Raw genomic sequence first — 21,036 nt, 5'->3', positions numbered from 1 at the left:
TTAAAGCAAAGCGATGATAACGAAAGCAAATACTAATATGGATATTGATGAATTGGCATCAAAGGTTATGGAGGGTTTGAAAAGGGCTAACCGTAAATTGGTTGAAAACGCCGCTTTGAATGACAGAAGCCTCATTGTTGGCGATGATAGAGACGGCTTTAAAGCTGTTCCTGCAAAAGAGTTGTTAAAAAAACTGCCTAAATAATTACTTCCGGCGCTGTATTGGTTTTTTTGCTCTTTGCCAGACCCAGACCGTATTTAAACGTGTCACCGTTAAAAAAAGCAAGCCCAGGTTCCTGTTTTTTTGACTGCTATGGCTACGATCAAGCAACGTTTATCTTTAATTACCGGGCATTACAAAACAACCAATTATTACCTTAATTTTGCAGCGAATTTTAATGGGTCGATTTTTAGATGCGTTTAGCTGCCTTGAGTTTTTTGTTAACGTGGTGCGTTGTCTTTGCCGCCTTTAGCCAGCAGGACACTTCGGCGGGCCGCAAGGCCCCGTCCTACAGGCATATCAGCATTGGCGGCAATTCCCTGCTCGATTCTGTGGCTAACGCCATGCAGGCCCGGAAGCTTTTTGTGGCCGACTCCATGGCAATGCGTTTCATCCGGATACCCGATTCAACCACTACCAGCGAATTTACTGATAGCATACTTGCGCATACCCAATATAAAGGGTATGGCTTTTTAGATATTCATTTAAAAACAAAAGGCAGGGTAAGGGATGGCCTTAGCCGCCCGCAGCGCGACCCCTGGATTATTGCCATTATTATTTGCCTGCTGCTATATACAGCAATACTAAATATCACGCTCCACAGCGATGTAAATTTTGTATGGCAGTCATTTTATAGCAAGCGCGTTTTATCGCAGGCCGGCAAAGAAGAGGGGGTAGTAAGCCTATGGGCTTTTTTGGGGTTGTTTTTGCTTTTCTGCTTAACTTTTAGCCTGTTTTTGTATCAGCTGGCTGCTTTTAAGGGTGTTTATTATGTAGTAAGCGGCAGTAGGCTGTTCGTCCTGCTCACAATAGGTGTTATCGCTTTATTTGCCCTCAAATTTGTAGTGCTTAAGCTGCTGGGCTTTGTGTTTGATATCAATAAACTGGTAAACGAATACCTGAACATCTTGCACCTTACTTACTTTAATATCGCTTTTGTGTTTTTACCGGTGGTAATATGTTTTAGCATGTTGGGCGTGCAGTATATACCCATATTGCTCAACCTTACAATCATCGTTGTTATTGTTATTTTTTTATGGCAGTACCTCAGAAGTAGCGTAAGCATAATTTCTACTTTTAGATTTCACAAATTTTATTTATTTACGTATCTTTGTGCCCTCGAAATTTGCCCTATTTTAATTTTGATAAAGGCATTAAACATTAGGATTTAGGTAGTTAAAAGAATTGACTTGGAAGACAGAAAGAAAAAGGTTAAAAGTATATTAGTTACTTTATCAAAACCCGAAAACGACAAAAATCCGTACGCCGAGCTGGCAAAAAAGCTGAACTTGAAAATTGATTTCAGATCATTTATTCATGTTGAGGGCGTACCGGCAAAGGATTTCAGGAAGGAAAAAATTAACCTGGGTGATTTTACCGCGGTTATTTTTACCAGCCGCAACTCTGCCGACCATTTCTTCCGCATTTGCGAAGAGATGCGTTTTGAGGTGCCGGTAGAAATGAAATACTTCTGTTTATCAGAAACCATTGCGCTTTACCTGCAAAAATATATACAGTACCGCAAACGCAAAATCTTTTTTGGTAAGCAAACTGCAGCCGACCTGGCTGAAGTGTTAAAGAAACATTCTGCCGAAAAATTCCTTTATCCATGCTCAGATGTGGCCGCCGAAGAAACCCAGCGCTTTTTGTTGGAGAATGGTTATAATTTTACCCCTGCAGTGCTTTTTCGCACCGTTTGCAGCGATCTTTCAGACCTGGCCGAAGTATTTTATGACGTTATCGCTTTCTTCAGCCCGTCAAGCATTCAGTCGCTCTATAAAAATTTTCCCGATTTTAAACAGAACAATACACGCATAGCAGCCTTTGGCGCAACTACACATAAAGCAGTGCTCGAGGCTGGTTTGATTCTCGATATTCCGGCCCCAACACCGGCTGCTCCTTCAATGACAATGGCTATCGAACAATATTGTAAATTGGTAAATAAATAAAAAAAAGGAAATTTATTTATCAGTTTGAAACATTTTTGTCGGCAATAGCGTATTAGTGACATCTAATTTACATCTAAGTAGTTAGTCAGTTCATTGTTTTTTACACTGTAATTTATTGATAAAACAATGCCGTTGGCATTTAAAAGGGCTTTTTATTGCTTAATTCAAATGTTTTTTGGCACGGTAAAGCAAATTTGATATATTCGGGGGTCTTATAATGTTATATTTTTATAACTGATTTTTGATTTTAAAATGAAGCAGATATACTTTTTAATAGTTGTTTTAGCTGGTGGTGTATTAAGCGGTTGCGGTAGTGGCGGCGACAGGGGGGAAGTAGCCGGCGTGCCGCAGCGTTCCTTTAAGGCCGAAGTACCTTACGGTATGGTTTATATTCCAGGTGGTTCATTTATGATGGGGCAAACCGATCAGGACGTAACCTTTGCCCAAACAGCGCAGCCAAAACAGGTAACCGAGGCGCCGTTTTTTATGGACCAAACCGAAATTACCAACAGCCAATACAAAAAATTTGTGTTTTGGGTACGCGATTCTATCGCTATTACCAATTACGTAAATGATAATAAATATTACATGCAGTCCAAAGGTGGCCGTCCGGCCAATGCAAGCGGCAAAAAATATATTAACTGGGCTTATGTAAAAAAGAACCCGGTTTGGAGCAATAGAAAGGGCGCTGCGAGCAACAGATCGAAACTTCAGGGTATGTTTTACCAGAATGAAGACCGTGTTTTTGACCGCGACGAGATTGATGTACGGCTGTTAAAATACAATTACGCACTAATGGTACTGCGTGATGCCGCAAACCACCGCAACGATCCAAAATCAAGGCGTTCGGATTTCATTTTGCGCGATACCGTTACCGTATACCCCGATACATTGGTATGGCTAAGTGATTTTTCATATGCCGCCAATGAGCCAATGGTTGAGGCTTATTTCTCGCATCCGGCTTTCCGCAACTATCCTGTAGTTGGCGTTACCTGGAGACAGGCGAGGGCTTTCACTGTTTGGCGTACCCGCTACAATGAGGCTTATAAAAATTCAAGACATTTGCCCCCACGCGCCGATTACCGCTTACCTACAGAAGGCGAATTTGAATATGCCGCCCGCGGTGGCAGGTTAGGTACCGATTATCCATGGGGTGGCCCTTACATAAAAAATGCTAAAGGCTGTTTATTGGCCAACTTTAAACCAGGCCGCGGTAATTATACCGATGATGGCGGCGCTTACACAGTAAACGTGCGTTCGTATTTCCCTAATGATTACGGCTTATATAATATGGCCGGCAACGTAGCAGAATGGACATCATCTGCCTTTGACGAATCTGCTTCAACATTTGTACATGACCTTGCACCAACCTTCGCCGTTGAGGCAAAGTCTTCTGATCCCGAAGTGCTTAAACGTAAAGTTGTACGGGGCGGATCATGGAAAGATATCGGTTACTTCCTTCAAAACTCTACCCGTACCTACGAGTACCAGGACACCGCAAAATCATACATCGGTTTCCGCTGCGTTACAAGTTACCTGGGCCGGGATATCAAAGACAAACGATAAACAAAACAAAAACGTAAAATCATCTAAACAAAGTTATTTCTGATTATTATGGCTGGAACTGGAAAGAAAAAACCATTTGGAATAGGAAACATTATTTCAATCGGTGCAACGGTAGTTATCATTGGTTTGTTATTTAAAATACAACACTGGAAATTCGCTTCTGAATTTATCACTGCGGGCTTAGGCACCGAGGCCATACTTTTTTTTATTTTGGGTTTACAACGCGAAGATAAAGAGGTTGACTGGGTACGTGTATACCCCGAGCTGAATGAGGATTTTCAGGGCGAATTGCCCAAATCATCATCGCATCCGGTTGCTATAGGTGCAACAAATACCACCGCTGCCCTGGATAAAATGCTTGAAGATGCCAAGATAGGGCCCGACCTGGTACGCAGCTTAGGCGATGGTTTAAGGACCTTTGGCGATAAAGTTGCAGCGATATCAAAGGTAACCGATGCAGGCGAAGCCACTATTGCTTTTACCGCTAAAGTAAAAACAGCAACCGCAAGTTATGATAACCTGAGTGCTGCATTCGAAAAAGCATCTGCCAATTTAGCCGAAATGGCTGATACCAATGTAGATTCAAAGGCGTACCATGAACAGGTAAATAAACTGGCCAAAAACTTGGGTTCGTTAAACGCGGTGTATGAACTGGAATTACAGGATTCAAACGCGCATTTAAAATCAATGAGCAAGTTTTATCAAAATATGGCCTTAACCATGAACAACTTTAACGAATCGTTAGATGATTCCAAACAGTTTAAGGAAGAGGTTGGCCGTTTAGCTAAAAACCTGGGGTCATTGAATGCTATATATGGCAACATGCTTACTGCGATGAACCAGCCGCGTGTTAGTTAATTATAAACAGATTTTTTAAAAGCTAAGATTTATATAGATGGCCGGAGGTAAGGAAACCCCAAGACAGCGAATGATAGGTATCTTATACCTGGTGCTTTTAGGCTTAATTGCGCTAAACGTACCAGAGAACCTATTGGATGCTTTTAAAAATATTACCAAAAGTTTGGATGCATCTACCAAGAATGTAAACTCCAGTTTACAGCAAACTTATAATTCATTTGAAACAAAAATAAAAGCTCAGCCTGATAAAGCTAAATATCTTAACGCGGCAAAAGAGGCAAGTAAAATGACCGATGACTTAAATAAATACATCGATGATTTGAAAGTTGAATTGACTGAAAAGGGGGGCGGTATCAATAAGGAGATTGATGATATTACTGCACGCGACAATTTGGATATATCATCAGAAGTGATGATCAACGGCAAGAAGGCAGATGTTTTAAAAGAAAAAATAGAAGCTACCCGTGCCAAACTACTGCAATTGTTAGGCAAGGATGCCGAAGGCGTAAACTTTTCTTTAAATGCGGATGCTCCGAAAGCAAATACCGGGATGCAGCAAAAAACATGGCAGCAAGCTTACTTTGGCGAAGGTATCCCATTGGGAGCAACTATAACCACGTTGGCCAAAATACAGGCAGATACAAAAAATGCCGAAAATGAAGTGGTTAAAAAATTATACAGCAACGTTGATAAAGCCGAAGTAACGCTGAATGCGTTCAGGGCTGTAGCCGTGTCGCCAAGCAGTTATGTTTTGGCCGGGCAGCAATTTAAAGCGGATATTTATTTAACAGCTTATGATTCGCATACAAATCCCATTATCACGGTGGGTGGATCGTCCGTTCCGACTAAAGATGGTATTGGAACTTATACAACTACAGCAAGCGGCGAAGGCAAACATACTATGAGTGGCGAATTGGTTGTTAAAGCAGTTGATGGCGGCCCCGATAAAAGGTATACATTTTCTCAGGACTACATGGTTGCAAGGCCATCGGCCGTAGTGTCGCCCGATAAAATGAACGTGTTGTATATAGGCGTGTCCAACCCGGTATCGGTATCGGCTCCGGGTGTACCTACTTCAAGCTTAAATGTAAGCATGAGCGGTGGTTCTATCAGTGGATCTGCCGGTCATTACACGGTTAGGGTGAGTAGTGTCGGCGCTGCGAAAATTACCGTTACCGGCGAAAAGGGCATGGTTTTAGGATCTTCTGATTTTCGGGTAAAACGTATTCCAGATCCTAAAGCACAGTTTGGCGGCAAAAGTGGTGGTACAACCAGCGCTGCCAACATCAGGGCGCAGGACAGGCTTTTTGCTAAACTGGACAACTTTGATTTTGATGCTAAATTTAATGTTACACGTTTTACCATATTAATTATAAAACCACGCCAGGATGCTATTATATATTCGGGCTCGAGCGGCGAACTTACCGGTGCAATGAGATCGGCATTAAATACTGTTACACCGGGTACAACAGTTGTTTTTAAAGATGTTGTGGCCGTTGGGCCGGACGGCACGCCACGCGGGCTGGACGCTATTGTATTATCCGCAAATTAAACGCGTATGAAAAAGAGAATTTTAATTGTTTTGCTTTGTATTGCCTGCGTTGGCGCTTATGCGCAAAAAAAACAACCGAAGAAATCGCCCAGGAAAACAAATAATGCTGCTGCAGGACGGAGGGCTACCCCGCCGCCGCCCCAGCCTTCAAATACCGTGGCCAGCCAGCCATCACCGGATACAACCAAAAAGCCAATGAAGCCTTTTGAAAGGCCGCTTGATGGCTATTATAAAAAGAGTAACATTTTAAGTGCGAAAGTAACCCCGTACCCCAACCTGCGCGAAAGCGACGTAGCATTTGCTAAAAGGGTATGGCGCGAAATTGATGTACGCGATAAAATGAACACTTACCTTGCATCGCCAAAACGCCGTTTAATTGATGTGTTGCTGGATGCTATTACGGCAGGCGAACTAACAGCTTATGACCCAACACCGGGTAAAAAGGACGATATTAATGGCGACAGTTTCAGTACGCCGCTAAATGGGGCTCAGGCCAAGGGCCGTTTATCCGGTGCAGATAGCAGCGTGGTGAAGAAATTTGATGCCAACGGCAATGAGATTGGATCTACAATGGTAGCCAGCGAATTTAACCCCGATAGCGTACTCAAATATCGTATAAAAGAAGATTGGGTGTTTGATCGCCAGCGCTCTATTTTTGAACCGCGCATTATTGGGATAGCGCCGCTTGTTAAACCAAAGGGTGTAGGTGCTGCAGATGTGGATTATCAGCCGGCTTTTTGGATTTATTTTCCCGAAGCCCGCCAGATACTTGCAACCAAAGAGGTTGTTAGCCGCGCCAGCGATGCAACAGGCTTAAGTTTCGATGATGTTTTCATGAAGCGTATCTTTACCAGTTATATTGTGAAACAAAGCAATGATAAAGATGAGCGTGTGAAAGATTACGCCCAGGGGATAGACAAGCTTTACGAATCGGAAAGAATAAAAAAGACATTAATGGATTGGGAGCTTAATCTTTGGCAATACTAATTGTTAAATGAAAATTCAAAGGTGAAAAGTCAAAGCTGTTCTGGTTTTGACTTTTTGCGTTTTATGTAAATCATATTCAAAACTCCCGTCATTGTGAGGCACGAAGCAATCCCGAACTATTTGGGACTTAGCATGTAGGGGATTGCTTCGTGCCTCGCAATGACAGATATTTGATATAGCCAGTCAATAACTTAATTTTGACTTTGATCAAAGTATCCTAAAATCGCCTTTGCCTGTTTTAAATTAACCACTTCAAGCAATAATTCTTCATTTGCCTCGCGAATCTTTTTTACGGATTTAAAATACTTCAACAGCTTTTCGGCGGTGGTTTTGCCAATGCCTTCTATCAGTTCAAGTTCGGTAGCCAGGGTGCCTTTGTCGCGTATTTTACGGTGGAAGGTGATACCAAAACGGTGCGCCTCATCCCGTAGGTGCTGGATCACTTTAAGTGTTTCTGATTTTTTATCCAGGTACATGGGGTATTGGTCATTGGGGTAATATAGCTCTTCCAGGCGTTTGGCAATACCAATTACGGTTACCTTTTTATCTATACCCAAAAGTTTTAAACTATGCATCGCGCTTGATAGCTGCCCTTTGCCGCCGTCAATGATAATAAGTTGTGGCAATTCGGTGCCTTCGTCCAGCATGCGGCGGTAGCGGCGGTGCACCGCTTCCTCCATGGTGGCAAAGTCATTCGGCCCTTCTACCGTTTTTACGTGGAAATGGCGGTAGTCTTTTTTAGATGGCTTGCCATCTTTAAATACCACTATGGCCGAAACCGGGTATTTGCCCTGGAAGTTAGAGTTATCGAAGCATTCGATGTGGCGGGGCAGCTGGTTCATCCGCAAATCCTTCATCATCTGCGTCAGCAATCGCTCGGTACGGATTTCAGGATTCAACTTTTCATACTGATCAATTTTTTCCTTTTTGAAATATTGTACATTCTTTTGCGACAAATCAAGCAGTTTGCGTTTTTCGCCAAGTTTTGGTACAGTGAATTTAATGCCCGGATGGTCTTCCACATCAATATCAAATGGCACAATCACTTCTTTTGACGTGCTGTTATACCTGCTCCTGAATTCGATGATGGCCAGGGCAAGCAGTTCCTCGTCGCTTTCATCAAGGCGTTTTTTAAGCTCGATGGTTTGCGTTTGGATGATGGTGCCGTTCATTACCTTTAAATAGTTCACAAAGGCCAGTTTCTCTTCGGATGCGATATTAAATACATCCACATCGGTGATAGATGAGTTAACGATGGTTGATTTGCTCTGGTAATTCTCCAACAGGTCAAACTTGCGTTTCAGGCGGTGGGCCAACTCATAGTTGTATTCGGCCACGGCGGCTTCCATCTCGCCTTTAAGGCGGCGCAATATGGCGCCTATTTTACCATTCAGAATATCGGTGATATCCGCAATACTGTTATCATAATCTTCTTCCGTTTGGTAGTTTTGGCAAGGGCCCTTGCAGTTGCCCAGCTGGTACTCCAGGCAAACCTTGAACTTGCCCTTGTCAATATTTTCGCGGGTAAGTGCCAGGTTGCAGGTGCGCAGGGGGTACGTTTCCTTTATCAGCCCTAAAATATTATGCATCATGCTGATAGATGCGTAAGGGCCCAGGTATTTTGATCCGTCCTTAACAATACGCCTGGTCCAGAAAATACGGGGAAAATTTTCGTTTTTGATAATCACCCATGGATAGGTTTTATCATCCTTAAGCAGTACATTATACCTTGGCTGATGCTTTTTGATCATGCTGTTTTCCAGCAGCCAGGCATCCACCTCGGTATCAACGATGGTGAAGGTTATGTTTCGGATTTTGGATACCAAAACCCTTGTTTTGGCATTGATATTAGTGTCTTTATTAAAATAAGATCCAACACGGTTACGGAGGTCTTTAGCCTTGCCGATGTATATCAGTTCTTTCTCCTCATCCCAATATTGGTAAACACCCGGTTTGTGAGGGATGTTTTTTAATGCTTCCCGGTAGTCGAATTTCTCACTCATATTTCAATCGTCACTGATTGTTTGGTCACGTTATGCCAGATATTTCATTGCAGGAAATAATGGAATTGCATGATTTATTACTAAAGTACTGATGAGTTCCAGACTTACGAAGTTTTTAAAACTTCGTAAGTCTTCGCCGCTTGATTTGCAAAAATCGCGATTGCTTCGTACCTCGCAATGACATATTTTAATTGTCGTTTTGAGATGACAATCATCTTTTAAAAATCCAGCTTCTTATCAACATCGTTAGTCCCTTGTTGTTGCTGGTTATACTGGCCGCAATCCAAAACAATGCTTACGCCTGTTTTTGGAGCATCAAAATCAACCGTTTTTTTGATGCCGAGGGCTGCATTAGCGTACACTTTTTTCATGTATAGCGCAAATATAGGCAAGGCGCTATTTGCACCCTCGCCCAATCGGGTTGATTGGAAGGCGATGTCCCTGTCTTCGCAACCTGTCCACAGGCCGGTTACCAATTGTGGAGTTATACCTATGAACCAGCCATCGGAATTACCGTTAGTTGTGCCGGTTTTGCCACCTATAGGGTTACGCAGCCCGTATTTATAAGCCAGCCTTGATCCTGTGCCATCTTCAATTACGCCTTTTAACATATAAGTCATTACGTAGGCAGTTTGGGGGTTCATGGCCTGTACTACTTTAGGGGTGTGGCTATATAATACGTTGCCGTTTTTATCTTCAATACGTAATATATAGGTAGGCTCGGTCCATAAGCCATGATTAGCGAATACGGAGTATGCTGCCGTCATTTCAAATACGGATGCGTCAAATGTGCCCAGGCAGATGGATGGGTATGCAGGTACAGCGCTGGTTATCCCCATCTTTTTAATCAGTTCTACCACAGGTTCGGGCTTTACCTCGCTCATTACGTGGGCGGTTACCCAGTTTTGTGAGTGGGCCAGTGCCTGGCGCAAGGTTATAAAGCCCGGCAAAGTTTCTGACGGAGACGAGCGCGGGCACCAAGGATCGCCGTAGCCGCGGATGGTATCGGGCACGTTGTTGATTTTTAAACATGGCGAGTAACCATTATCAATAGCCACGGCATAAGTAAACGGTTTGGCTGTTGAACCTACCTGGCGGGTGCCGTTTTTAACCTGGTCGTACTTAAAATGCTCAAAGTTGGTGCCGCCTACCCAGGCTTTAACATAGCCGGTGGTAGGGTCCATGCTCATGAGGGCGTTGCGCAAAAGCATTTTACAGTAAATGATAGAGTCGGTTGGCCGCATTACGGTATCAATATTGCCATGCCAGGTAAACAGGTTCAGGGTATCTTTGGTATCAAAATTGGTTTTGATATCCTCATCGCTCATGCCCTGCATTTTCAGCTGTTTGTACCTGTCGCTTTTCAACATCCCCTGGTTAATCAGGAATTTAAAATTGTGGATGCTTTTGGCCAGGTTTTGCCCGCGCCAGTGATCATTGAACTGCACCTGCAGGTTTTTCATGTACTCCTGTTGCGCCTCTTCGGCGTATTGCTGCATGGTGGCATCAATGGTGGTATAAATTTTCAGGCCGTCGCGGTCAAGGTCATAGGGTGTACCATCGGGGCGATTTATACTTTGTTCTTTAAAAATCTTTTGAATCTCTTTTTTTAATACCGACCTGAAATAGGGGGCCGGGCCATCAAAATGGTTATTCTGGTGAAAATCTAATCCAAGTGGCTTTTGTTTGAACTCGGCAACCTGGCCGCTGCTCAAATAGCCTTGCTCCTCCATTCGGTTAAGCACCAGGTTGCGGCGTTTAAGCGCATTGCCGGGGTGCCTGATTGGCGAATAAATGCCAGGGCCATTCACCATTCCGATTAATAAGGCAGCCTGATCGGGCGTCAACTTATCGGGCGTTGTATTAAAATAGGTACGTGCCGCCGATTTGATACCATAGGTATTGTAAGCACCAAAATCAACAGTGTTTAAATACATAGTCAGGATTTCCTGTTTAGTATAATGGCGCTCCAGTTTTACCGCGGTTACCCATTCCTGCATTTTTTGTACTACACGTTTAAACGGGTTAGCGGCTCTTTCGCTAAAAAGGTTAAGCGCCAACTGCTGTGTAATAGTACTGCCACCTTGCTTTTGCCCAATAAGTAAGTGCAGAAAAATAGTGAAACTACGACCAAAATCGATGCCCGAGTGATCGTAAAAACGCTTATCCTCGGTGGCTACTAATGCGTTGACCACATTTGGCGATAACTCTTTAAAAGTAACATTTGATCGGTTTTGTATATAATAAGTGCCTAAAACCTGTTTGTCAGATGATATTACCTCTGATGCCTGGTTGCTTTTTGGATTTTCCAGGTCACGAAAGGCCGGCAGCTGCCCAAAAACATCAAAAACAGTGAGCGTTATCATCAACGCCACAAAAACAAAAAGGGCTATTACCGCGCGCCATATATACCAGTTGTAGTGTCGTATCTCTTGCGGACTAATAGCTGGTTTTTTATTGTAGATCTTCATTTTTTTCAATAATATTTTTGATAGTATTCGATATAACTATCTAAAGTTTTTTGGTTGGCTAATTTATCCAGATTTTCCCGGGTAATGATAAAAAAACTGTATTTATCCTTTGGTACCTTCATAATATCAGGCATTAGCGGGATAATGGAACGGGCGTAATTTTTAACATCGTCCAGGCTATAAAAACGGCCTACAAATATCAGCTGATTATCGTCGCCCACAGGTTTCAAGTCGTGCTTAATAGCGCTGCCCGAAAAACGGGTCCGGTTAAACTGCCCTATACCAAAACGTGATGATGACAGGTTAGTTGTACCGGTACTTACATTTACCACAAAATAGTAATTTGTGCTGTCGCGTAAGCTAAATATATATGTTGCCGCGGCTGCCGGCAGAGGGCTTGCCGGCGCCGACTGCTGTTGGGCTTGTTTGGCGGCGGCAAACTGGTCAAGTAATTTCCTTACCGAATCAACGCTTGGCGCTGTGTTGGCGGCAACCTGTTGTTTGGGTAGCCGAACAACTGTTTTAATCGAATCCTTGCGTAATAAAACTCTGGTACTTACCGATGTTTTAACGGAATCCTTGCGGGATACCACCACAGCGCTAACCGGCGGCTTAACAGGTACTGTTGTTTTAGGCTTATCGGCTGGCGGAGTTGGTTTTGCTACGGCTACCGGTGGTGTTACAGGTTTCCGCACCTCGGGTATCAACGCAACCGTGGGCGACGGATGATACTCCGGGCGGTATTCTGTTTGTTTTTGATAAGCCACCGGCGGGGTAAACGGTATATCGTTAACATCGTTACCGGTTAATACCACCGTACGTGTTTCCATTTCTACCCTGTTCGAGTCGATATAAGTTAAATGCTGGGTGGCTAACGGTGTTACCAGTTTATCATCCGGGTATTTGGCTACTATCTGCTGCAAATCGGTCATGAAAGGTGTCAGCTTTTCCTGATGGCCGGCCGCTATGGTACGTAAATAAAATAGCTGGGCTGCAAAGCGGTTATCGGGGTATTTGGTCAATAAATCGTTTGCCTGCGTAATCACTTCCGCATATTTTCTTTGCACATACAGGTCATAAACGCTGTTATACAAAGCGGTAAACCCGGCATCGGCATCGTCAAGGTGTTTACTATATTCAGGATCGAGGATGATTTTGGCAAAAACACTTTGACTGAATTCTTTCAGGATCATATTCTTATAAGCCTCGGATTTGGTTACATCCACATCGGCATAAAGGCGGTACAGGTTATAATAAACGGCCGCTTTATCGCTGCTTTTAGGGAAACGTGTTAATATAGCTTCGTACGTTGTAATAGCTTCTTTTTTATCGCCCAATAAATCGCGGTAAAAATTGGCCATATCCATGTAGGCGTTGTAAACGCGAATATTCGACCTGTTAAGCAAATCAGGGGTTAATGGCAGGTTTTTAATCAAATCCTGCCGGTAGCTGCCCGCGTCGCCATTAGTTTTTGTAGCGGCGTCCTGGGGTGTTGGTGCAAAGGGGTCTTCCACGGGCGATGACATCACTGCTGCTCCATTGGCAGCTATATTTGTAGCCGATCGTTTACTGCGCCGCCAGTTATCTTCCAGTTTGCGGTTGCCCCATTGCCTTTTAAAATCATTTACACCAAGGCCTATGGCAGCCGGGTTATAAAAATAAAATGTGCTGCTGCCACTTTTGTTTGCCTGCTGATTGTTGAGGTTATTGCTGCCGCGGCTATTTTCAAACTGGCCGTTGTTGGCTGCCGTAGTTACAGCAGCCACTTTATCCTGCAATATTTTATGGTTAACCATGGCATCAATTCGGGCAGTTCGCGTTTGCTCGTCAAGTGCGGCAAGCATTTGCAAAGTATCTTCGCGGCTGATGGTTTGCAATAGGCCAGTTAGTATTTGCAGGTTATTGGCTTTTTTGCGGATGATTTGGTAACCAGGATAGGTTGGCGCCAGGTAGGTAAGGGTACTATCGTAATAAAGCTTGGCACCGGCATAATCGGCCTTATTTTTAAAATCGATATCGGCGATGCGTAGGTACGAGAGGCCTTTTTGATTTTGGTTTTTAACGCTGTTACGTACCGATAGCTGATAGTTTTTTACAGCGCCGTCAATATCGCCGGCGGCGTAAAGTTGCTGCGCTACCTGGTAGTAAATCTGATCGGTAAATTCTTTATTGTTTTGGTTTTTAAGCAGCTTGCGCAGGCGTTCAATTTTATTTTGTTTGACGCCGTTTTCCTGGTCTTGCAGGCGGATGCGGTTTAGGTTGGCGTTAAAAGCCATCTCGAACGATGAATTGCTTTTAGCAATGTCGGCGTAATTAACTATAGCAGCATCGGGTTTTTGATTAAGCTCCTGTAACTGGGCCAAAATGAACGTCCAGCGAAGTTTCAGCTCACCGTCGCGGCAAAGTTTTAGGGCGGTTTTGGCGCTTTCCTCGGCGGCAGGGTAATCTTCTGTATTTATATAGTATTGCAGCTGTGTAGCGTAAATGCCTGCCGGAATACTTTTTTTAGGGTTGATGTTTTTGATGGCGGTATCTATGGCCACTTTGGCTTCAGCCGGGTTATTGAGGTACAGGAGCGCCCGGCCTTTCCATATCAAAGCTTCCTGCTTAAGGTTAGCCTGCTTGCCGTATGATGCAATCACGTAGTTAAAGTACTCAACGGCATCAAAGTAGTTACCTTCCAAAAAGCGCGCTTTGCCCATAACCAGGTAAGCATCGCCTAAATAATGGCTTTGTTCTTTAATATTGATGATCTTGTTGGCTTTGCTAAAGGCCAGTTCCAGGTCTTTATCGGCAGTGGCGCTTTGTGATACGGTATCGGGGTAAACATTTAGCAGTTCGTTATACGAGTCAACAAAACCGGCGGCATAGCTTTCCTGCTTAAGGCGCAACAGTTCATTGGCATTAAATAGTATATTGTAATGCGCAGTAAGGTTTTGCATCTGGCGGTTAAAACCGCTTTCTTTTTCGAGCGAGCAACCCGCTATGATGAATAATAGCGCGGGCAATAATAATTTACGTGGTGTAGATAGGGAAAATATGCTCACTCGCCTCAAAATATGTTCTGGTTATAAAAGCATTGCTAAAATACTAAAGATTATACAATAGGTTTAATAAATTTGCGCATGGCCCAAAACGAAAAAGGTGACGATAAGGATAACGCTGGTAAGGAAGTAAACAGCTATGCCAAATTTAGCGGTGTGGCTTTCCAGATGATAGCTGTTATTGGCGTGTTTGCCTTTGCCGGTTACAAAATAGACCAGGCCGGTAACCATCAAACCAAATGGGCCACGGCCGCTTTATCGCTTGTTGGCGTATTTATTTCATTGTACATTGTTATCAGATCCGTAAAGAGTTGAAACTACTTCCTACCGCATTATCTTTTCTTGTATTTATTGTTATTATTTCGTTACCTCCGTTGGTTTCGGGCTATGCCGGATATCCCGGTTTACTTATAGAGAAGTTTTGGCTGCTGTTTTTTTTTGTTGGCGGGCTTACCTTTTTTACGGTAATGGCCATCGTTTTTGTAGGCCAAATTAACAAAGAAATGTACGCGCAGGCCTTTTTGGCGGCTACTACGGTTAAGATATTGGCCTGCTTGTTTTTTGTGCTCTTTTTTTTGAAGAAAAACGTAGTAAACCGGTACGTTTTTGCCGGCGATTTTTTTTACGTATATTTTCTAAATATGGCCTTTGAAATTTATGGTTTGTTACGTAACTTGCGCAACCAAAAAATAAGGTAGAAAACTTCATTTAGATGTATAACAGCTCGATTTTGAACTCAAAAATATTTAAAACATTCCTGATTTCCGCGCTTTTTTTGATGTTAGGTGTAATGCCTACACTATCATTCTCGCAAGAAAATGCTAAAAAAGAAGAGTCAAAACCTTTCGATCCGAAAGAAGTAGTATTTGAACATATCGGCGATTCACACTTCTGGCCAGTATCAATTCCGTTGATGGGCGAGCACTTTATTTCGTTGCCTGTAATATTGTATACCGATAAAGGGCTGGAGATTTTCTTGTCGGGTTCCTTATTAAAGGAAGAGGGTAAAGAAGAAGGCCCGGTTTATAAAGGTACGCACTATAGCTATAAGCTTGAAGGCAACAAAATAGTTGCTGTAAACGAAGCCGGCGAGGTAGATAAAGCTGCCAAAGTTTACGATTTTTCAATCACTCGTAATGTAGCCAGTATGTGGATGGGGATGATTGTTTTGTTAATCGTGTTTTTCGCTGTTACGTCGGGTTATAAGAAAAATGTTGGTAAAGCGCCTAAAGGTATCCAGGCATTGCTGGAGCCGGTTATCCTTTTTGTACGCGATGACGTGGCTATTCCTAACATAGGTATTAAGCATGGTAGGTATATGCCTTTGTTGCTTACTATATTCTTCTTTATATTAATCAATAACCTGTTGGGTCTGGTTCCGTTTTTTCCGGGAGGCTTTAACTTAACAGGTAATATAGCAGTAACTATGGTGTTATCGGTAATTGTGCTTATCGTTATTAACTTTAGCGGTAACAAATACTACTGGAAACACATTTTTACTCCTGATATCCCTTTTTGGTTATATCCTATCATGGTTCCGGTTGAGCTTATTGGTATCATATCTAAGCCTTTCGCGTTAATGATCCGTTTGTTTGCAAACATTACTGCGGGCCACATTATCGTATTAAGCTTAATATCATTGATCTTTATCTTTAAAACCGCATGGATGTCGACAGTTTCTGTTCCGTTTGTGGTGTTTATGGATATGATAGAATTGCTTGTGGCATTTTTACAGGCGTTTATTTTTACGATGCTTACATCCCTGTTTATAGGTATGGCTGTTGAAGAGCATCACCATTAATCTGAATTAATAATAATTAATATACACGTTTTAAATTATCAAACAATGAGTGGAATGATTGGAACAATTGCTCAAGCTGCTGCAACAGGTGTTGTTAGCCTTCAAAAACTTGGTGCAATTGGCGCAGGTTTAGCTGTAATTGGCGCAGGTATCGGTATCGGACAAATCGGTGGTAAAGCCGTTGAAGGTATCGCCCGTCAGCCAGAAGCTGCCTCAAAAATTCAAACTAACATGATCATCGCTGCAGCCCTTGTTGAAGGTGTTGCTTTGTTTGCCGTGGTAGTAGCTTTGCTCTAATTAGTTTTAGGCAAAAAAGAAAAGAACAACCCGGGGCGATTGGCTCCGGGCTTGTTTTAATCCCCGTTAAAAGAATAATATACAAGTAATAGCTATACAGAATTATGGATTTAGTTACTCCCGCATTAGGCTTAGTTTTCTGGACAACGATATCATTTGGGATACTGTTGTTTATATTAGGAAAATTTGCCTGGAAACCAATCTTGGGCGCGTTAAGCGATCGTGAACGTTTTATTGAAGATTCGCTTCAGAAAGCCGAAGCTGCCAAAGAAGAAATGTCTCGTTTAACTAACGAGAATGAATCGTTACTAAAACAAGCCCGTGCCGAGCGCGATCAGATCCTTTCTGATGCCCGCAAGGTTAAAGACCAGATGATTGTTGATGCTAAAGAACTGGCACACAAAGAAGGTACGCGCATGATTGAGCTTGCCCGTGTTGAAATTAACAATCAGAAAGCCATAGCCATGGCCGATGTTAAAAACCAGGTAGCCACCCTGTCGCTACAAATTGCCGAGAAAGTGTTGCGCAAGCAATTTGAAGATCAGCAAAAACAAGACGAGCTTGTAAGCCAGTTATTAAAAGAAGTGAAATTATAGTAGTGAGTGGTGAGTAGTGAGTGGTGAGTTTTTTTGCTCGCTGCTTATGAATCGCATTCGCAGCTTAAAAAATAATAGTTTAAAAAGGTATTGAGTAAGGTATTGAGTTTTGAAACTCACAGCTGCCAACTCACAACTCACAACTAAAAGAAATGTCAGAATTAACGGTAGGAACCAGGTACGCTAAATCCCTTATTGATCTTGCACAGGAACAAAACAGTGTTGATGTGATTAAGGCTGATATGGATCTTTTTATCCATACCTTAAAGGCAAGCCCGGAGCTTAAAGCGGTTTTGAGCAACCCGATCATCGCCCACAGCAAAAAAACCAAGATACTTGATGCCGTATTTTTGGGTAAAGTGAATAAGGTTACCATCGCGTTTTTTAAGCTGATGGTTGATAAAGGCCGTGGCGAGGTTTTATATACAACTGCACATGAGTATATAAACCAATTTAACATCAAGAAGCACATCACTAAAGCTAAGGTTACATCGGCTACCGAATTGTCGGCTGCTAATAAAGCCGTGCTTACTGCCGAAGTGCAAAAAGCTGTTGGTGGTACCGTAATACTGGATGCACATGTTGATCCCTCGCTGATTGGTGGTTTTGTATTAACCGTTGGCGACAGGCAGGTTGATACCAGCATTGCAGCAAGCTTGAAAAAATTGAAAAAGGAATTTGCCCTGAAGGTGATTCAATAATAGTAAAAACAAAACTCTAAATAAATTTAAACAATGGTAGAGGTAAGACCAGACGAAGTATCGGCAATTTTGCGTCAGCAATTGGCAGGCTTCAAGTCAGAATCTGAATTAGAAGAAGTGGGTACCGTACTCCAGGTAGGTGACGGTATTGCACGCGTTTATGGATTAACAAAAGTACAATCAGGTGAGCTTGTTGAATTTGGAACAGGTTTACAAGGTATTGTACTTAACCTTGAAGAAGATAACGTGGGTGTGGTATTGTTGGGTAAATCTGACGATATTAAAGAAGGTGATACCGTTAAACGTACCAACCGTATTGCATCAATAAACGTAGGCGAAGGCATGCTTGGCCGTGTTGTTGATACTTTAGGTAACCCAATTGATGGTAAAGGACCGATTGTTGGCCAAACTTACGAAATGCCTTTGGAGCGTAAAGCGCCAGGCGTTATCTACCGTCAGCCGGTTACCGAGCCTTTACAAACTGGTATTAAAGCTATCGATGCGATGATCCCTATCGGCCGTGGCCAGCGTGAGTTGGTTATTGGTGACCGCCAGACCGGTAAAACTGCGGTTTGTATCGATACCATCATCAACCAAAAAGAATTTTATGATGCCGGCAAACCGGTTATCTGTATATATGTTGCCTGTGGTCAAAAAGCATCAACAGTAGCAAACATTGTTCGCACGCTGGAAGAAAATGGTGCTATGCCATTCTCTATCGTAGTTGCTGCAAATGCTTCCGACTCTGCTACCATGCAGTTCTTTGCCCCATTCGCGGGTGCTGCTATTGGCGAGTACTTCCGTGATACTGGTCGCCCTGCATTGATCATCTATGATGATTTATCAAAACAGGCAGTAGCTTACCGTGAGGTGTCGTTGTTATTACGTCGTCCACCGGGTCGTGAGGCTTATCCGGGTGACGTGTTTTACCTGCACAGCCGTTTATTGGAGCGGGCCGCTAAAATCAACTCCAATGATTCTATCGCACAGCAAATGAACGATCTTCCGGAGTCTATCCGAGGAATCGTAAAAGGTGGTGGTTCGTTAACTGCTTTGCCTATTATCGAAACACAGGCCGGTGACGTATCTGCATACATCCCAACCAACGTAATTTCTATTACCGATGGTCAGATTTTCCTTGAGTCTAACTTATTCAACGCTGGTATCCGTCCGGCCATCAACGTGGGTATCTCGGTGTCACGTGTAGGTGGTAACGCGCAGATCAAATCGATGAAGAAAGTGGCTGGTACTTTAAAACTTGACCAGGCTCAGTTCCGCGAATTAGAGGCCTTCTCTAAATTCGGATCAGACCTTGATGCTTCAACAAAATCGGTGTTGGATAAAGGTGTTCGTAACGTAGAAGTATTGAAGCAAGGACAATTTTCGCCGGTAACAGTTGAAAAACAAGTAGCTATCATTTACTTAGGTACCAAAAACCTGATGCGTAATGTACCTGTAAAAGATATCAGGAAATTCGAATTAGAGTTCACCAGTCAGTTAGAAGAGCGTCATCCGGAAGTATTAGCTGCCCTTAAAGCAGGTAAATTCGACGATCAGATAACAGGGGTACTGGAAACAGTAGCTAAAGAACTGGCAGGAAAGTACTAAATATGCAAATGTGCAGATTCCAGATGTGCAGATGATTTGCGCATCCGGAATCTAAACATAAATAATAACCAGTGTGGTGTAGCAATTTGCACATCTGCACATCTGAAATTTGCACATCTTAAAGAATGGCTAATTTAAAAGAAGTAAGAAACAGGATAAAGTCTGTAACGTCGACCCAGCAGATCACCAAGGCCATGAAAATGGTTTCGGCAGCTAAGCTGAAACGTGCTACAAACGCTATTGTTCAATTGCGCCCATACGCCAATAAGCTGAAAGACCTTTTGGCAAACTTATCGGAAAGTTTGGAGGATGGCGCATCACCATACCTACAGGAGCGTGAGCCGGTACGTGTATTGGTGGTTGTGGTATCATCAAATCGCGGTTTGGCAGGTGCTTTTAATGCCAACGTTATTAAAACGGCCAACAACCTTATTGCCGAAAAATACAGCAAGCAACTGGCAGCCGGCAACGTTTCGATAGTAGCGATTGGTAAAAAAAGCCAGGAGTTTTACGAAAGGCGCAAATACAATGTAATTGGCAATAATAACGATTTGTACCTTGACCTTAACTTCGAGAATGCTTCAAAAATTACTGAAAGCATTATGGAAGGTTTTGTGAATGGCAAATATGATAGGGTGGAGTTGGTATATAACCATTTCCGTAATGCTGCTGTACAGTTTTTAATTGCAGAGCAGTTATTACCGGTTCCAAAACCTGAGAAAAAAGAGGCTATAAAAGCCGCCAATGTTGATTACATCCTGGAGCCAAGTCAACGGGAAATTGTAGAGCAGCTGATTCCTAAAAACATCAAAATCCAGTTATACCGTGCGGTATTAGATTCAAATGCATCTGAACATGGCGCCCGTATGACAGCTATGGACAAAGCAACCGAAAACGCCGGCGAATTGCTGAAAGCTTTAAAACTTTCATATAACCAGGCCCGCCAGGCGGCTATTACTACCGAGCTTACCGAAATTGTAAGCGGCGCCGCAGCACTGGCCGGATAAACAAGCCCTTTATAAACTTATTTTATATGGCCCCCTTGTAAAAGGGGGCTTTTTTGTGTTTTATAGGCAGATTCTTGATTGATAGATATGCGATCGTACTTAATTTATAAGACAATGGTAGTTGTACTGATACGAAATTAAATACGGAAATATAATCCCACAGAATTGCGCCGAAATGAGGATTAAAATATAAAAAAGATATAGGTAAAACGATTTATGCGAAGAATTTTGGCAGAAAATGGCGATAGCCATAACCCTTACAAATCTTGTTTTACTTAACTAAGGCTTAAATTACTGGTAGAAGTTCGGGTATAGTTAACTATTTAATTGCCTTTTTATTCAATTTTTGACCTGAAATTCGCGTTTTTAAGGCTTT

Annotated in this window: 18 protein-coding genes; 15 read left to right on the top strand and 3 right to left on the bottom strand. The window is 42.8% G+C overall.

Annotated elements, in window-relative coordinates; translation table 11 throughout:
- Positions 1 to 13: 13 nt before the first annotated feature.
- From ACFGVS_RS15520 to gldN, 7 genes are all read left to right on the top strand, one after another.
- The gene (locus ACFGVS_RS15520; protein WP_143065374.1) at positions 14 to 205 is read left to right on the top strand and encodes a hypothetical protein; all 192 of its coding nucleotides are present in this window, start codon (positions 14 to 16) and stop codon (positions 203 to 205) included.
- 209 nt (positions 206 to 414) lie between these two features.
- On the top strand, positions 415 to 1,392 hold the full coding sequence (locus tag ACFGVS_RS15515; protein ID WP_274211587.1) for a DUF4271 domain-containing protein: 978 nt from the start codon (positions 415 to 417) through the stop codon (positions 1,390 to 1,392).
- A 12-nt stretch (positions 1,393 to 1,404) separates the two neighbouring features.
- Entirely contained in the window at positions 1,405 to 2,169 is a 765-nt protein-coding gene (locus ACFGVS_RS15510; protein ID WP_090642486.1) for a uroporphyrinogen-III synthase, read from the top strand.
- Between the two features lie 252 nt (positions 2,170 to 2,421).
- Complete coding sequence (locus ACFGVS_RS15505; protein ID WP_274211588.1) at positions 2,422 to 3,735, top strand: SUMF1/EgtB/PvdO family nonheme iron enzyme; 1,314 nt, start codon at positions 2,422 to 2,424, stop codon at positions 3,733 to 3,735.
- Positions 3,736 to 3,783: 48 nt separating this feature from the next.
- On the top strand, positions 3,784 to 4,593 hold the full coding sequence (gldL, locus tag ACFGVS_RS15500; protein WP_090642493.1) for a gliding motility protein GldL: 810 nt from the start codon (positions 3,784 to 3,786) through the stop codon (positions 4,591 to 4,593).
- Between the two features lie 37 nt (positions 4,594 to 4,630).
- Complete coding sequence (gldM, locus tag ACFGVS_RS15495; protein WP_439694641.1) at positions 4,631 to 6,145, top strand: gliding motility protein GldM; 1,515 nt, start codon at positions 4,631 to 4,633, stop codon at positions 6,143 to 6,145.
- 6 nt (positions 6,146 to 6,151) lie between these two features.
- A complete protein-coding gene (gene gldN, locus ACFGVS_RS15490) occupies positions 6,152 to 7,132 on the top strand; it encodes a gliding motility protein GldN (RefSeq protein ID WP_274211590.1) in 981 nt (326 codons plus the stop codon).
- A 191-nt stretch (positions 7,133 to 7,323) separates the two neighbouring features.
- Here gldN and uvrC read toward each other — a convergent pair whose 3' ends face one another.
- From uvrC to ACFGVS_RS15475, 3 genes are all read right to left on the bottom strand, one after another.
- Complete coding sequence (uvrC, locus tag ACFGVS_RS15485) at positions 7,324 to 9,135, bottom strand: excinuclease ABC subunit UvrC (RefSeq protein WP_439694640.1); 1,812 nt, start codon at positions 9,133 to 9,135, stop codon at positions 7,324 to 7,326.
- Between the two features lie 218 nt (positions 9,136 to 9,353).
- The gene (locus tag ACFGVS_RS15480; RefSeq protein ID WP_439694639.1) at positions 9,354 to 11,606 is read right to left on the bottom strand and encodes a transglycosylase domain-containing protein; all 2,253 of its coding nucleotides are present in this window, start codon (positions 11,604 to 11,606) and stop codon (positions 9,354 to 9,356) included.
- A 5-nt stretch (positions 11,607 to 11,611) separates the two neighbouring features.
- Positions 11,612 to 14,653: a tetratricopeptide repeat protein gene (locus tag ACFGVS_RS15475; RefSeq protein ID WP_439694638.1), complete on the bottom strand. Its 3,042-nt coding sequence runs from the start codon at positions 14,651 to 14,653 to the stop codon at positions 11,612 to 11,614.
- A 78-nt stretch (positions 14,654 to 14,731) separates the two neighbouring features.
- On the opposite strand from ACFGVS_RS15475, the gene ACFGVS_RS15470 reads away from it, so the two are divergent.
- The 8 genes from ACFGVS_RS15470 to atpG all read left to right on the top strand — a co-directional run bounded on the left by ACFGVS_RS15470 (position 14,732) and on the right by atpG (position 20,660).
- The gene (locus tag ACFGVS_RS15470) at positions 14,732 to 14,965 is read left to right on the top strand and encodes an AtpZ/AtpI family protein (RefSeq protein WP_274211594.1); all 234 of its coding nucleotides are present in this window, start codon (positions 14,732 to 14,734) and stop codon (positions 14,963 to 14,965) included.
- A complete protein-coding gene (locus ACFGVS_RS15465; RefSeq protein WP_090642510.1) occupies positions 14,962 to 15,348 on the top strand; it encodes a hypothetical protein in 387 nt (128 codons plus the stop codon). The genes ACFGVS_RS15470 and ACFGVS_RS15465 overlap by 4 nt, the downstream gene beginning before the upstream one ends.
- A gap of 32 nt (positions 15,349 to 15,380) precedes the next feature.
- The gene (atpB, locus tag ACFGVS_RS15460) at positions 15,381 to 16,451 is read left to right on the top strand and encodes a F0F1 ATP synthase subunit A (protein WP_439694637.1); all 1,071 of its coding nucleotides are present in this window, start codon (positions 15,381 to 15,383) and stop codon (positions 16,449 to 16,451) included.
- A gap of 54 nt (positions 16,452 to 16,505) precedes the next feature.
- A complete protein-coding gene (atpE, locus tag ACFGVS_RS15455) occupies positions 16,506 to 16,748 on the top strand; it encodes an ATP synthase F0 subunit C (RefSeq protein WP_274213861.1) in 243 nt (80 codons plus the stop codon).
- A 104-nt stretch (positions 16,749 to 16,852) separates the two neighbouring features.
- A complete protein-coding gene (gene atpF / locus ACFGVS_RS15450; RefSeq protein WP_274211595.1) occupies positions 16,853 to 17,344 on the top strand; it encodes a F0F1 ATP synthase subunit B in 492 nt (163 codons plus the stop codon).
- 152 nt (positions 17,345 to 17,496) lie between these two features.
- Entirely contained in the window at positions 17,497 to 18,045 is a 549-nt protein-coding gene (gene atpH / locus ACFGVS_RS15445; RefSeq protein WP_090642521.1) for an ATP synthase F1 subunit delta, read from the top strand.
- A 33-nt stretch (positions 18,046 to 18,078) separates the two neighbouring features.
- Positions 18,079 to 19,653 carry a F0F1 ATP synthase subunit alpha gene (gene atpA, locus ACFGVS_RS15440; RefSeq protein WP_090642524.1) on the top strand — a complete coding sequence of 525 codons (1,575 nt, stop codon included), beginning with the start codon at positions 18,079 to 18,081 and terminating at the stop codon, positions 19,651 to 19,653.
- Between the two features lie 125 nt (positions 19,654 to 19,778).
- Complete coding sequence (gene atpG, locus ACFGVS_RS15435) at positions 19,779 to 20,660, top strand: ATP synthase F1 subunit gamma (protein WP_090642527.1); 882 nt, start codon at positions 19,779 to 19,781, stop codon at positions 20,658 to 20,660.
- The last annotated feature ends 376 nt before the right edge of the window (positions 20,661 to 21,036 follow it).

This window comes from Mucilaginibacter sediminis, assembly GCF_051903035.1.
GTDB lineage: Bacteria > Bacteroidota > Bacteroidia > Sphingobacteriales > Sphingobacteriaceae > Mucilaginibacter.
Note: the sequence above shows the minus strand (reverse complement) of the source record. Positions and strands in the feature narration are given on the sequence as shown.